This window comes from Metabacillus mesotrionivorans (genome assembly GCF_052171315.1).
Lineage (GTDB): Bacteria > Bacillota > Bacilli > Bacillales > Bacillaceae > Bacillus_P.
Window position 1 is genome coordinate 42,731 of the sequence record NZ_JBQMFF010000013.1, and the last position, 13,714, is coordinate 56,444.

A 13,714-nucleotide genomic window follows, 5' to 3' on the forward strand; every position below is an offset into this window, starting at 1 on the left:
GAATGATTTTCTATGATACTATTTAAAATAGTTGTGTTTACTGTGGGAGGAGGTAAGGAATGAATCGGATCTTCCGTAATACCATATTTTATTTATTAATCTTTTTAGTGGTTATTGGAGTCGTCAGTTTTTTCCAGGGAAACAACACAAAAACTGAGCCATTAACTTACAGTACGTTCATTTCCAAACTTGAAGCTGGTGACGTGGATAATATTACGATACAGCCGCTTCGCGGAGTATATGAAGTAAAGGGCCAGCTGGATGATTATAAAAAAGAAGAGCAGTTTGTAACACATGTACTGAGCGACAAAGCTCTGGACCGTGTTGATGCTGCAGCGCAGGGCAAAACGAGTGTTAAATTTGTTCCTGCAGAAGAAACGAGCGGATGGGTAACATTCTTTACATCCATCATACCGTTTGTCATTATCTTTATTCTTTTCTTCTTCCTGCTCAACCAGGCTCAGGGCGGCGGAAGCCGTGTCATGAATTTCGGCAAGAGCAAAGCGAAGCTCTACAGCGAAGAAAAGAAAAAAGTGCGTTTCAAAGATGTTGCCGGTGCTGATGAGGAAAAGCAGGAGCTTGTCGAGGTTGTTGAATTCCTTAAAGACCCTCGCAAATTTGCCGAGCTTGGCGCCCGTATTCCAAAAGGCGTTCTGCTTGTAGGACCTCCGGGTACAGGTAAAACCCTGCTTGCCCGTGCTGCAGCAGGTGAAGCCGGCGTTCCGTTTTTCTCTATAAGCGGATCTGACTTTGTTGAAATGTTCGTAGGTGTGGGAGCTTCCCGTGTCCGCGACCTTTTCGAAAATGCAAAGAAAAATGCTCCTTGTATCATCTTTATCGATGAAATCGATGCTGTTGGACGCCAGCGCGGCGCCGGTCTTGGCGGCGGCCATGACGAGCGCGAGCAGACGCTGAACCAATTGCTCGTTGAAATGGATGGATTCGGCGGAAACGAAGGCATCATCATGATTGCTGCAACAAACCGTCCGGATATTCTTGACCCGGCACTTCTGCGTCCGGGACGATTTGACCGTCAAATCACAGTTGACCGTCCGGATCTTAAAGGCCGTGAAGCGGTGCTTGAAGTTCATGCCCGCAATAAGCCTTTAGATGATACGGTAAACCTCAAATCCATCGCAGCACGTACACCTGGTTTTTCTGGTGCAGACCTTGAGAACCTGCTGAACGAAGCAGCGCTTGTTGCAGCACGCCGCAACAAGAAGAAAGTGGATATGACGGATATAGACGAGGCGACAGACCGCGTAATTGCCGGTCCAGCCAAGAAAAGCCGCGTCATTTCCAAAAAAGAACGCAATATTGTTGCCTATCATGAAGGCGGACATACGATTATCGGTGTTGTTCTTGATGAAGCCGACATGGTTCATAAAGTAACAATCGTGCCTCGCGGGCAGGCTGGCGGCTATGCCGTTATGCTTCCAAAAGAGGACCGTTATTTCATGACGAAGCCTGAACTTCTTGATAAAATTACAGGACTTCTTGGCGGCCGTGTGGCTGAGGATATCGTCTTCGGCGAAGTGAGCACGGGTGCGACGAACGACTTCCAGCGTGCCACTGGCATTGCAAGACGCATGGTAACGGAGTTCGGTATGAGTGATAAGCTTGGACCGCTTCAGTTCGGACAGTCCCAGGGACAGGTATTCTTAGGCCGCGACTTTAACAGCGAACAGAATTACAGTGATGCGATTGCCCATGAAATCGACATGGAAGTACAGCGCATTATCAAAGAATGCTACGAGCGCGCTAAGAAAATCCTTACTGAAAACCGCGATAAGCTTGAACTGATTGCTCAAACCCTGCTTGAAATTGAAACTCTCGATGCAGAGCAGATCAAGCACCTGGTGGATCATGGCACACTGCCTGACCGTCCGGTTTCAGAACATGAAAAGAAAGAAGATGTAAAAGTAAACATCCTTCCAAAAAAGGATGAAGAGCAGACATCTGAGATTCACGAAGACCGAAAAGAAGACTGATCATACATCAAAACCGCATGTTCACATTGAACATGCGGTTTTTTAACGCTGTTTCAGGTTCTTCCTTTTGCAATCCGCTGCCTAAAAAGACTAAAATGAGTGAGGGAAGACAGGGCTGCACACATAAATTTTGCATAAATTCAGGGCGGCTTCATGATATGATGAAAGAGTATTGAATACAGAGAAAAAGAATTTGGATAAAGTGGTGATACATATGTTTTTAGTGCTGGATGTAGGGAATACAAATACCGTTTTAGGCGTTTTTGAAGGGGATGCTCTGAAGCATCACTGGCGCATTGAGACGACGCGCAACAAAACAGAAGATGAGTTTGGCATGCTCATTAAATCCCTCTTTGAACATGAAGGCATTCATCTGACCGATATTAAAGGAATCATTATCTCCTCTGTTGTTCCGCCGATTATGTTCTCGCTTGAGCGGATGTGCACGAAATATTTCAAACAAAAGCCCCTCGTTGTCGGACCTGGCATCAAAACAGGCTTGAACATTAAATATGAGAATCCCCGTGAAGTAGGTGCAGACCGGATTGTGAATGCAGTGGCAGGCATCCATTTATACGGCGGTCCTCTGATTATTGTCGATTTCGGCACAGCCACAACCTACTGCTATATCAACGAGGAAAAACAATATATGGGCGGTGCGATTGCTCCGGGAATCAATATCTCAACTGAGGCTCTCTATTCGAGAGCAGCCAAGCTTCCAAGAATCGAAATTGCGCGACCTGATGATATTATCGGCAAAAATACGGTCAGCGCTATGCAGGCGGGCATTCTTTACGGGTATGTCGGACAGGTTGAAGGCATTGTCGGGAGAATGAAACAGCAGTCTAAAGCAGAGCCTAAGGTTATTGCAACAGGAGGACTTTCAACGCTGATTGCTTCTGAGTCGAAGGTGATTGACATCGTTGATCCGTTCCTCACACTCAAAGGACTTCAGCTGATTTTTGAACGAAACAGCATTTAATTGGAAAGGTGATAAAACATGGATTATCTTGTAAAGGCACTTGCGTATGACGGACAAGTGCGTGCATACGCAGCTAAAACGACAGACACAGTTGGAGAGGCACAAAGAAGGCATCAGACATGGCCGACTGCATCTGCAGCCCTGGGCCGTTCAATGACGGCTGGTGTCCTGATGGGCTCAATGCTTAAAGGTGACAGCAAAATGACGATTAAAGTGGAGGGAGGCGGGCCTATAGGCGTGATTGTCGTTGACAGTAATGCAAAAGGCGAGGTTCGCGGCTATGTGACAAACCCTCAAACACACTTTGATTTGAATGCAAAAGGAAAGCTTGATGTAGCAAGAGCGGTTGGTACATCCGGAACGCTTTCTGTTGTAAAGGATCTTGGCATGAAAGAACATTTCACAGGTTCAGTTGAACTTGTGTCGGGTGAACTTGGCGAAGACTTTACCTATTATCTTGTCAGCTCTGAGCAGGTTCCCTCATCCGTTGGGGTAGGCGTACTTGTTAACCCTGACAACACAATCCTCTCGGCAGGCGGCTTCATCATTCAGCTCATGCCCGGCACGGACGAATCAACGATTGCGGAAATTGAAAAACGGCTTGGAAGTGTAGAGCCAATCTCGAAACTGATCCAAAAAGGGCTTTCGCCGGAAGAAATTCTGTTTGAGGTTCTCGGCAAAGATCATGTGAAGATTCTTGATCAGCACCCAGTTGCTTTTCACTGCCCTTGCTCACGCGAAAGAATCTCAAATGCCATTATCAGTCTTGGGGCGGATGAAATCCAAAGCATGATTGAAGAGGACGGCAAAGCAGAAGCAGAATGCCACTTCTGTAATGAACGGTATCATTTTTCAAAAGAAGAACTGACAGAGCTGAAAGACGAAGCGCGCTGAACATGCGGTCAGGAGATGGAGAGATGAACAGAAAAGCGGTCTGGCTGATTATCTTCGGACTCGTGATCATCAACTGTTTTACTCTGGCATATTTTCTAACAAAGGATGACAGCATCGCTGCAATCGGACCTGCTTCAAAGGGAAGCTCAGAATCCATTGCATCTGTCGGGGATAAGGAAATAACAAGAGAGCAGTGGATGGCAGAGCTTGAAGATCGATTCGGCAGGGAAACACTTGAAGAGATGATTAATTTTACGGTTGTTGAGGAGCTTGCTGAAAAACATGACATCAAAATTCCTGATGAGGAGCTTGAACGTGAGCTTACGATGTATAAATCCATGTATAATTCACTCGACAACGAGCAGCTTTCAGAAGACGGAGAGCTGCGCGAACAGATCAGGTATAGCATGCTGCTTGAAGAGCTGCTGACAAAAGATGTTGAAATTCCGGAGAAGGAATTAAAGGCTTATTACGAGTCCAATCAGGATCTCTATTCCATTAAGGATACGTATCACCTTTTTCACATTGTGACGAAGACTGAAGCAGAAGCGATAAAGGTAATCGAAGAGCTTGAGGGCGGCTCGAGCTTTGAAGCGCTCGCTGCGGAAAAATCAATCGATGAGTTTTCTGCCAACGAGGGCGGAGACCTTGGTTATGTTTCATCAGAAAACGATTATCTCCCGGCTCAATATATCGAAGAAGCTGAAAAGCTCAAAAAAGATAAGTGGAGCGAGCCTATTAAAACTGAAAACGGCTATTCTGTCATCCTCCTGAAAGAGAAGGTTAACGGCGTGCAGTATTCATTTGAAGAAGCTAAGAACCAGATCAGACGGCAGATTGCCCTTGAGCAGATGGAATCAGCCGTTTCTGTAAAGCCTCTATGGGAAGAAGCGGGAGTAACGTGGTTTTACGGCAGCGACACACCCCAATGATAAAACAGAATTGAGTATTTTGCCCTATCCGAGAAGTAAGAAAAGATTGACAATTCAGACTGAGGTTTGGTACATTCTTTTTAAAGCCAATAAAAATACTCGGAAATAGAGGTGGTCAGATTGACGCGTGTAGCAAATTCTATACACGAACTGGTTGGGGAAACACCTATTGTCAAATTAAACCGCATTGTAGATGAAAACAGTGCAGATGTATACCTTAAACTTGAATTTATGAACCCTGGAAGCAGCGTAAAAGACCGCATAGCGCTTGCGATGATTGAAGCTGCCGAAGAAAAAGGGCTTCTTAAAGAAGGCGATACGATTATTGAACCGACAAGCGGAAATACAGGCATCGGACTTGCGATGGTTGCAGCTGCAAAAGGGATTAAATCCATCCTGGTTATGCCTGAAACAATGAGCATGGAGCGCCGAAACCTTCTTCGGGCTTACGGTGCCGAGCTTGTTCTTACTCCTGGTCCTGAGGGCATGGGCGGAGCCATCAGAAAAGCGGAAGAACTTGCAAAAGAGCATGGCTATTTCATGCCTCAGCAGTTTAAAAATGAAGCAAATCCTGAGGTCCACCGCCGGACGACAGGTCCTGAGATTGTCAGCCAGATGGGCGGCCAGCTTGATGCATTCATAGCGGGAATCGGAACGGGCGGAACCATTACAGGTGCCGGCGAGGTTCTTAAAGAAGCTTATCCTGATATAAAAATCTATGCAGTGGAGCCTGCTGACTCACCTGTCCTTTCAGGAGGCAAACCGGGTCCTCATAAAATCCAGGGCATTGGAGCAGGATTTGTTCCGGATATCTTAAAAACGGATATTTACGACGGTGTCATTCAAGTGAAAAATGAAGAAGCTTTTGAAGTGGCGCGGAAAGCGGCTAGAGAAGAGGGTCTTCTTGGAGGCATTTCTTCCGGTGCAGCGATTAAAGCAGCGCTTCAAGTAGCGAAAGAGCTTGGTAAAGGCAAAAAGGTTCTTGCCATTATCCCAAGTAACGGGGAAAGATACTTAAGCACGCCGCTTTATCAATTTGATTAATCAAGAAACAGCCCTTGGGCTGTTTTTTTGTTTATGGGAGAAATTTTCAACATGTATTCTTTCCTCGTTTTATGTAAAATGAACTTATGAGTTTTTAAGGAGAGGGTTAAGCATGCACCTTGAGAGAAAACCGCTTGCAAAGAAGGCGGCTTACAATCTTGATTTCTTCAGACAATATCAGCATCTTTCCCAAAACGAGGAGCGCCACGCAATCCTTGAAAGCGGCAGGGGCGGCCGGTACAGCATCGCGGGCCTTCACCCGGCTGCGGTCATTAAAGGGAAAGATTCGGTTCTTTCAATTTGGACAAAGGACGGAACTGAGCAGCGGACAGGAAATATTCTTGATGAATTCAGGAGCTGGTTCAGTCAGTTTAATACCGTAAAAAATGATGAGCTTCCGGATTTTCAGGGCGGGGCAATCGGGTTTTTCAGCTATGATTGTGTAAGAGCGTTTGAGAAGCTTGAAAGCCGTTCGATTGACGATCTTGAAACGCCGGATCTATATTTTCTGCTATTTGATGATTTGGCCGTTTATGATCATCAGACAAAGGAAATCTGGTTCATTACCCACTATTCATCTGAAGCTGACCTAAAAGAGGCGCAAAACAGAATAGCTGAAATGGAAAAGAGCTGGTTTGAAAAACAGACAGCTGCATTTGTTCATAAGCCTGCAGGCGGAACCGGAAATCCTGCATCCCCGCACCGGTTTACAAAAGAGTCGTTTATGGATGCTGTTGAGACAATAAAGGATTACATTGCAAACGGTGATGTTTTTCAGGTGAATCTGTCTGTCAGGCAGACAGAACCGCTCAAGGTGCATCCGCTTAAAGTGTATGAAACCCTGAGGAAAGTGAATCCATCTCCGTACATGGCTTATCTGGATCTCCTGGATTTCCAGATTGTCAGCGGCTCGCCTGAGCTGTTGGTAAAAATAGACGGCGAACACGCAAGCACGAGGCCGATTGCGGGAACAAGGTCAAGAGGGGCAAGTGAAGAAGAAGATCAGAAGCTTGCTTTAGAACTGATTGAAAATGAGAAAGAACGTGCTGAGCATGTTATGCTCGTCGATCTTGAACGGAATGACCTTGGAAGAGTGTGCAAATACGGTACGGTTGAAGTAAACGAGTTTATGGTCATTGAAAAATATTCACATGTGATGCATATCGTTTCAAATGTCCGCGGCCTGCTTGCAGAAGGCAAAGATTATCTCGATGTCCTAAAAGGTGTTTTTCCGGGAGGGACGATTACGGGAGCTCCCAAAATCAGAACGATGGAAATTATTGAGGAGCTTGAGCCGACAAGAAGAGGCATTTATACAGGATCGATCGGCTGGATTGGGTATAATGGAGATATGGAAATGAACATTGTCATCCGCACGCTGCTTGCGAAGGACGGACATGCTTACATCCAGTCAGGAGCAGGAATTGTCATCGATTCCAATCCTAAACACGAATATAAAGAATCGCTCAAGAAGGCGCAGGCCTTGCTTAGGGCGAAAGAGCTGAGCGAAGAAGAGACTATGACAGTATGAGGTGAGAGAGAATGATTTTAATGATTGATAATTACGATTCGTTTACGTTTAACCTGGTGCAGTATTTAGGGGAGCTTGGAGAGGAGCTTATCGTTCGCAGGAACGATGAGATCACGCTCGATGAAATTGGAGAGATGGCTCCTGATTTTCTTATGATATCCCCTGGTCCATGCAGTCCGAACGAAGCTGGAATCAGCATGGCTGCCATTGAGCGCTTTGCTGGGAAAATTCCGATTTTCGGAGTTTGTCTTGGACATCAATCCATTGCGCAGGTTTTCGGGGGAGATGTTGTCCGCGCAGAACGCCTGATGCACGGGAAAACATCCGAAATGCACCACGACGGCCAAACGATCTTTAAGGATATTGAGAATCCATTTACAGCTACCCGCTATCATTCACTGATTGTGAAAAAAGAAACCTTGCCTGACTGCTTTGATATCACAGCATGGACAGAAGAAGGCGAAATCATGGCGATCCGCCATAAAACACTTCCGGTTGAAGGTGTGCAGTTCCACCCTGAGTCAATCATGACATCATTTGGGAAGAACCTGCTCGGCAATTTTATTCAAACGCACCGGCCTGCTGAAAAGGTCTGATGTATATTTACTTGAACTCCGAATTCATTCGGGCAGAGGATGCCAGGATCTCTCCCTTTGACCACGGGTATCTTTATGGTCTTGGGGTGTTTGAAACGTTCAGAGTCTATAAGGGGCATCCTTTTTTGCTTAATGATCACATGAGTAGGCTGAAAAAAGCCATGGGAGAGCTGAATATTAAGCTGGATGAATCCAGCCTGAATATAGAAGAGGTCATTCAGCATCTGCTTCTGCTTAACGATCTGCAGGATGAGGATGTGTCGGTGCGCCTCAACGTATCAGCGGGAGACGGCGGACTGATGTTCGGTGCCCTGGAATATCGTGAGCCCACTGTCATGATGTTTATGAGGAAACTGCCGGAATTGCCGACTGACCTTGAAAAACGCGGGGTGCTTCTGTCTGTTCCGAGAAATACCCCTGAGGGAAAAGAACGGATCAAGTCCCATCATTATCTGAACAATGTTCTGGCGAAGCGTGAAGCAGGAAATGATCCTTCGGTTGAAGGGATTTTTCTTACGAAAGACGGGTTTGTGGCAGAAGGGATTGTCTCAAATCTCTTCTGGGTAAAAAATGAGTGTGTGTATACACCTTCTCTGGATACAGGGATCTTGAACGGCATCACCCGGCAGTTCGTCATCCGCTGTCTGGAAAAAGAGAGAATGAGATGGGTGGAAGGCAGGTTTACAGCAGATGAGCTGCTTCAGGCTGATGAAATATTTGCCGTGAACTCTGTTCAGGAAATCATTCCGCTGAAAGAAATTGGCTCTAGCGTTTTTTCAGGAAAGAATGGCGCTGTAACGCAAACACTAAAAAGGATTTATAAGCAAAGCAGAATGCTGAAAAGCAGAGAAGAGCTGTAAAGGATTGATGATAAATGGACACCATTTTAGCTGATGATAAAAAGGATCTGATCTGCGGTCCGTACCGATTAAATCCTTATGAAAAGACATTGATTATGGGGATTTTAAATCTGACGCCTGACTCTTTTTCAGATGGAGGCAGGTTTAACCGCATAGAAACGGCGCTAGCCCACGCGAAGGAAATGATTGCAGACGGAGCGGATATCATCGATGTCGGAGGAGAGTCTACACGCCCCGGCGCGGATTTTGTCCCTGCTGAAGAAGAAATCCGGAGAGTTGTTCCAATTATAAAAGAACTTTCTAAAGAAATCAGTGTTCCAATCTCCATTGACACATACAAAGCAGAAGTGGCAGAGGAGGCTGTTCTTGCCGGAGCAACGATTCTAAACGATGTATGGGGGGCAAAAGCAGATCCTGAAATGGCTGCTGTTGCTGCCAAATACGATGTGCCGATTATCCTCATGCATAACCGGCCGGAACGGAATTACACCGCGCTTATTCCGGACATGATCTCAGATTTGAATGAAAGTGTCTCAATCGCCAAACGCGCAGGTGTTAAGGACAGCAAAATTATTCTTGACCCGGGCATCGGGTTTGCGAAGACGATGGAGGATAATCTTGAGGTCATGAGAAATCTGGAGACTTTTTCTCAATTGGGGTATCCGGTCCTGCTCGGAACATCAAGAAAATCCTTCATCGGCCGCATACTCGATCTCCCGCCTTCTGATAGAATGGAGGGTACAGGGGCTACAGTGTGCCTTGGAATCGAAAAAGGATGCAGCATTGTGAGGGTGCATGATGTGAAAGGAATTGCAAGAATGGCAAAAATGATGGATGCCATGATTGGAAAAGGAGCGGCTGAGCTTGGATAAAATTTTTGTGAACGGGATGGAGTTTTACGGATATCATGGCGTTTTTCCTGAAGAGACGAAGCTTGGCCAGCGTTTTCGGGCTGACCTGACCATTGAGCTTGATTTGAAGCAGGCAGGGCAGACAGATGATCTGCAGCACACGGTCAATTATGCTTCGCTTTATAAAATTTGCAAAGGTGTTGCTGAAGGAAAGCCGTTCAAGCTTGTAGAAGCTGTCGCCGAGAAAATTGCGGCAGAGGTTCTTGAAGAATTTCAGCATGTAAGCTTCTGCACAGTAAAACTTTACAAGCCGGACCCGCCGATACCCGGCCATTACGACTATGTGGCCGTGGAGATCAGGAGAGGACGCTCATGAACAGAGCCTTTCTTGCGCTTGGCAGCAACATCGGAGACAGAGAGCGCTATTTAAAAGATGCGATCCTGAGCTTGAATGAACATTCTTCTATTGAGGTGGAGGAAATTTCCTCTATCTATGAAACAGATCCAGTGGGTTATGAGAATCAGGATGCATTTTTAAATATGGTGCTCTCCGTCCGCACAGATCTGACAGCGTTTGAGCTGCTGTCTGTCATGCAGGGGATTGAACAGAGTCTCGGAAGAAAAAGGGATATCAGGTGGGGTCCCCGGACTTTGGACCTTGACATTTTACTCTATAATCACGAAAATATTGAAACAGAGCAACTAATTATTCCACACCCTAGGATGTTAGAGCGTTCGTTCGTATTAATCCCGTTATATGAGATAGACCAGAATATTCATATACAAGCAAGCAGTCAGCCGCTTTCAGTCATAATCGATCAACTACCGGACAAAGAAGGGGTACGAATATGGAAGCAGCAGAAAAATGGGGAAGACGTATTCGCGCTTTTCGAAAATTAAAAGGATATACCCAGGAAGGGTTTGCAAAAGACCTTGGCATATCTGTGTCTGTTTTAGGCGAGGTTGAACGCGGGAACAGGCTTCCGAATGATCAGCTTATTCAAGAAGTAGCGGCCGCGCTGAACGTCACGATAGAAGAGCTTTCACCGAGAGAGTAAGGCTCTGAAAGGAGGTAACCCGATGTTTAAAATCGGCGATATCCAATTAAAAAACCGCGTTGTCCTTGCACCCATGGCCGGAGTCTGCAATTCGGCATTCCGCCTGACGGTGAAGGAATTCGGAGCGGGACTTGTCTGCGCTGAAATGGTCAGTGATAAAGCCATCCTTTTCAACAACGCAAGAACGATGGACATGCTCTACATTGATGAGCGGGAAAAGCCTCTCAGCCTCCAGATCTTCGGAGGAGAAAAAGAAACACTTGTAGAAGCTGCCAAGTTTGTCGATAAAAACACTACGGCCGATATCATTGATATCAATATGGGCTGTCCTGTTCCGAAAATCACAAAATGTGATGCCGGGGCTAAATGGCTGCTTGATCCGGATAAAATCTATGACATGGTTTCTGCCGTTACAGATGCAGTAGATAAACCGGTTACCGTGAAAATGCGCATTGGATGGGACGACCAGCACATCTTTGCTGTCAAGAATGCGCAGGCTGTAGAAAAAGCCGGAGGCAGCGCAGTAGCTGTTCATGGGCGTACAAGAGTTCAGATGTATGAAGGAACGGCGGATTGGGCTATCATTAAAGAAGTAAAAGAATCTGTCGGCATTCCGGTTATTGGGAACGGGGATGTGGAAACACCTCAGGATGCCCAGAGAATGCTTGATGAAACAGGTGTAGACGGCGTGATGATCGGCCGTGCCGCACTGGGAAACCCCTGGATGATTTACCGAACGGTTCACTATCTTGAAACAGGTGAACTGATCGGCGAACCTTCAGTACGCGAAAAAATGGATGTGTGCAAACTTCATCTCGACCGTCTGGTTGCCCTTAAAGGCGAAAAAACAGCTGTCAGAGAAATGAGGAAGCATGCTGCATGGTACTTGAAGGGAATCAGAGGGCACGCCATTGTAAGAAATGCCGTAAATACGACTGAAACAAGAGACGAGCTTGTGAATCTGCTTGATGAATTTACATTGCAGGCAGAAGCGAAAGAACAAAGCAGCATACAGGCAGGATGAACTGCCTTTCCCCGCAGTGATTGCACACTGCCAGTTTGAACTGGCAGTTTTTCTGCATTCGCCGGTATAATTGACTAACAAGCCTTATAGAGGACAGGAGCTGATTTTTTTGAGTAATGAAGAATTAACCCATGAAGAATTAAATGACCAGCTGAAAGTAAGACGGGAAAAGCTGAGCGCACTGCGTGAGAAGGGTCTCGATCCGTTTGGAAAACGCTTTGAGCGTACAGGATACACATCGCAGCTCGTCCGTGAATACGGCGAAATTTCAAAAGAAGACCTTGAGGAAAGAGCCATTTCTGTCACACTGGCAGGAAGAATCATGACAAAGCGCGGTAAAGGAAAAGCCGGATTTGCCCACATTAAGGACATTGAAGGTCAAATTCAAATTTATGTGCGCAAGGATGCAGTCGGTGATGAGCAGTACGAATTGTTCAACACAGCTGATCTTGGGGACATTGTCGGCGTTACAGGTGTTATGTTTAAAACGAAAGTCGGCGAGCTTTCCATCAAGGCTACAAGCTTCGAGCTTTTAACGAAGTCTCTTCGTCCGCTTCCTGATAAATTCCATGGCTTAAAAGACATTGAACAGCGCTACCGCCAGCGTTATCTCGACCTCATCATGAATGATGAAAGCAAAAGCACGTTCATTGCACGCAGCAAAATCATTCAATCCATGCGCCGCTACCTTGACCAAAACGGCTACCTTGAAGTTGAGACGCCAACAATGCACACCATAGCAGGCGGAGCTTCAGCCCGTCCGTTCGTGACACATCACAATGCTCTTGATATGCAGCTCTACATGAGGATTGCAATTGAGCTTCACCTTAAGAGACTGATAGTAGGCGGTCTTGAAAAAGTATATGAGATTGGCCGTGTATACAGAAACGAAGGAATCTCTACCCGTCATAATCCTGAGTTCACAATGATTGAACTTTATGAGGCTTATGCAGACTACAAAGATATCATGTCATTGACAGAGAACCTGATTGCCCATATTGCTAAAGAAGTGACTGGCTCTACAAAAATTACGTACGGTGAACATGAAATCGATCTTCAGCCGGAGTGGAAGAGACTTCATATGGTTGATGCGATCAAAGAGCGCACCGGCGTGGATTTCTGGGCTGAAATGTCAGTGGAAGACGCCAGAGCGCATGCGGCTGAGCATGACGTGGAAATCAACAAAAACATGACTGTCGGCCACATCATTAATGAATTCTTCGAGCAAAAAGTAGAGGAGCACCTGATTGAGCCTACATTTATCTATGGCCATCCGGTTGAGATTTCGCCACTTGCCAAGAAGAACGATGAAGACCCTCGTTTTACAGACAGATTTGAATTGTTCATTGTTGCCCGTGAGCATGCAAATGCTTTTACTGAGCTGAATGATCCTATTGATCAAAAAGAACGCTTTGAAGCACAGCTTCAGGAAAGAGAACAAGGAAATGACGAAGCGCACATGATGGATGAAGACTTTATTGAAGCGCTGGAGTATGGAATGCCTCCAACAGGCGGTCTTGGCATTGGAATTGACCGTGTAGTGATGCTTCTGACAAACTCCGCTTCTATCAGGGACGTCCTTCTCTTCCCGCATATGAGACATCGTTAAGTACACACAAAAACCTCCGCTATTTCGGCGGAGGTTTTTTATTTTTATTTTTTATAAAAAAAGCCTTGCTTAATAGTGTCTGCGGTGATATATTATTAAACGTTGCCGCAAAAAACGGCGGCGGCGAGAAATAAAAAAAGTGAAAAGAGTGCTTGACTTTATAATTGAGATTTGATATTATTATAAAGCTGCTCTTGAAGCAAATGATCTTTGAAAACTAAACAAAACCAAAAGCGTACCAAACGTTTTAAATTTTTAAGTCAGCAACATTTATGAGTCACAAATTTTCTTCGGAGAGTTTGATCCTGGCTCAGGACGAACGCTGGCGGCGTGCCTAATACA

General features: G+C 45.8%; 14 protein-coding genes. All 14 read left to right on the forward strand.

The features are described 5' to 3' along the window. Positions 1-59 precede the first annotated feature (59 nt). A complete protein-coding gene (gene ftsH, locus ACTSEZ_RS20185; protein WP_369736038.1) occupies positions 60-1,991 on the forward strand; it encodes an ATP-dependent zinc metalloprotease FtsH in 1,932 nt (643 codons plus the stop codon). Positions 1,992-2,205: 214 nt separating this feature from the next. Further along, positions 2,206-2,973, forward strand: a complete 768-nt coding sequence (locus tag ACTSEZ_RS20190; RefSeq protein ID WP_029286099.1) for a type III pantothenate kinase — start codon at positions 2,206-2,208, stop codon at positions 2,971-2,973. An 18-nt stretch (positions 2,974-2,991) separates the two neighbouring features. Further along, positions 2,992-3,867, forward strand: coding sequence for an Hsp33 family molecular chaperone HslO (gene hslO, locus ACTSEZ_RS20195; RefSeq protein WP_369736039.1), 876 nt, complete (start codon positions 2,992-2,994; stop codon positions 3,865-3,867). A 23-nt stretch (positions 3,868-3,890) separates the two neighbouring features. Then, on the forward strand, positions 3,891-4,799 hold the full coding sequence (locus ACTSEZ_RS20200) for a peptidyl-prolyl cis-trans isomerase (RefSeq protein WP_369736040.1): 909 nt from the start codon (positions 3,891-3,893) through the stop codon (positions 4,797-4,799). Between the two features lie 120 nt (positions 4,800-4,919). Further along, a complete protein-coding gene (cysK, locus tag ACTSEZ_RS20205; RefSeq protein WP_369736041.1) occupies positions 4,920-5,843 on the forward strand; it encodes a cysteine synthase A in 924 nt (307 codons plus the stop codon). A 112-nt stretch (positions 5,844-5,955) separates the two neighbouring features. Continuing rightward, on the forward strand, positions 5,956-7,374 hold the full coding sequence (gene trpE, locus ACTSEZ_RS20210; protein WP_369736042.1) for an anthranilate synthase component I: 1,419 nt from the start codon (positions 5,956-5,958) through the stop codon (positions 7,372-7,374). 11 nt (positions 7,375-7,385) lie between these two features. Continuing rightward, positions 7,386-7,970: an aminodeoxychorismate/anthranilate synthase component II gene (pabA, locus tag ACTSEZ_RS20215; RefSeq protein ID WP_369736043.1), complete on the forward strand. Its 585-nt coding sequence runs from the start codon at positions 7,386-7,388 to the stop codon at positions 7,968-7,970. After that, positions 7,970-8,830, forward strand: coding sequence for an aminodeoxychorismate lyase (gene pabC, locus ACTSEZ_RS20220; protein ID WP_369736044.1), 861 nt, complete (start codon positions 7,970-7,972; stop codon positions 8,828-8,830). The genes pabA and pabC overlap by 1 nt, the downstream gene beginning before the upstream one ends. Before the next feature lie 14 nt (positions 8,831-8,844). After that, positions 8,845-9,702, forward strand: coding sequence for a dihydropteroate synthase (gene folP / locus ACTSEZ_RS20225; RefSeq protein WP_369736045.1), 858 nt, complete (start codon positions 8,845-8,847; stop codon positions 9,700-9,702). Further along, a complete protein-coding gene (gene folB, locus ACTSEZ_RS20230; protein WP_369736047.1) occupies positions 9,695-10,057 on the forward strand; it encodes a dihydroneopterin aldolase in 363 nt (120 codons plus the stop codon). The genes folP and folB overlap by 8 nt, the downstream gene beginning before the upstream one ends. Further along, positions 10,054-10,581, forward strand: coding sequence for a 2-amino-4-hydroxy-6-hydroxymethyldihydropteridine diphosphokinase (folK, locus tag ACTSEZ_RS20235; RefSeq protein ID WP_369736048.1), 528 nt, complete (start codon positions 10,054-10,056; stop codon positions 10,579-10,581). Before folB ends, folK begins: the two co-directional genes overlap by 4 nt. After that, positions 10,530-10,739 (forward strand): helix-turn-helix domain-containing protein, encoded by a 210-nt coding sequence (locus ACTSEZ_RS20240; RefSeq protein WP_369736049.1) that lies wholly within the window; start codon positions 10,530-10,532, stop codon positions 10,737-10,739. The genes folK and ACTSEZ_RS20240 overlap by 52 nt, the downstream gene beginning before the upstream one ends. Positions 10,740-10,761: 22 nt before the next feature. Further along, positions 10,762-11,763 carry a tRNA dihydrouridine synthase DusB gene (gene dusB, locus ACTSEZ_RS20245; RefSeq protein ID WP_369736050.1) on the forward strand — a complete coding sequence of 334 codons (1,002 nt, stop codon included), beginning with the start codon at positions 10,762-10,764 and terminating at the stop codon, positions 11,761-11,763. A 109-nt stretch (positions 11,764-11,872) separates the two neighbouring features. Continuing rightward, positions 11,873-13,372, forward strand: a complete 1,500-nt coding sequence (gene lysS / locus ACTSEZ_RS20250) for a lysine--tRNA ligase (RefSeq protein WP_369736051.1) — start codon at positions 11,873-11,875, stop codon at positions 13,370-13,372. Positions 13,373-13,714: the final 342 nt, after the last annotated feature.

Coding starts and splice junctions, on each gene's coding strand:
- ftsH (WP_369736038.1), top strand. CDS start 60: ATGAATCGGATCTTCCGTAATACCATATTTTATTTATTAATCTTTTTA.
- pabA (WP_369736043.1), top strand. CDS start 7,386: ATGATTTTAATGATTGATAATTACGATTCGTTTACGTTTAACCTGGTG.
- dusB (WP_369736050.1), top strand. CDS start 10,762: ATGTTTAAAATCGGCGATATCCAATTAAAAAACCGCGTTGTCCTTGCA.
- folK (WP_369736048.1), top strand. CDS start 10,054: ATGAACAGAGCCTTTCTTGCGCTTGGCAGCAACATCGGAGACAGAGAG.
- ACTSEZ_RS20190 (WP_029286099.1), top strand. CDS start 2,206: ATGTTTTTAGTGCTGGATGTAGGGAATACAAATACCGTTTTAGGCGTT.
- ACTSEZ_RS20240 (WP_369736049.1), top strand. CDS start 10,530: ATGGAAGCAGCAGAAAAATGGGGAAGACGTATTCGCGCTTTTCGAAAA.
- hslO (WP_369736039.1), top strand. CDS start 2,992: ATGGATTATCTTGTAAAGGCACTTGCGTATGACGGACAAGTGCGTGCA.
- trpE (WP_369736042.1), top strand. CDS start 5,956: ATGCACCTTGAGAGAAAACCGCTTGCAAAGAAGGCGGCTTACAATCTT.
- folP (WP_369736045.1), top strand. CDS start 8,845: ATGGACACCATTTTAGCTGATGATAAAAAGGATCTGATCTGCGGTCCG.
- pabC (WP_369736044.1), top strand. CDS start 7,970: ATGTATATTTACTTGAACTCCGAATTCATTCGGGCAGAGGATGCCAGG.
- ACTSEZ_RS20200 (WP_369736040.1), top strand. CDS start 3,891: ATGAACAGAAAAGCGGTCTGGCTGATTATCTTCGGACTCGTGATCATC.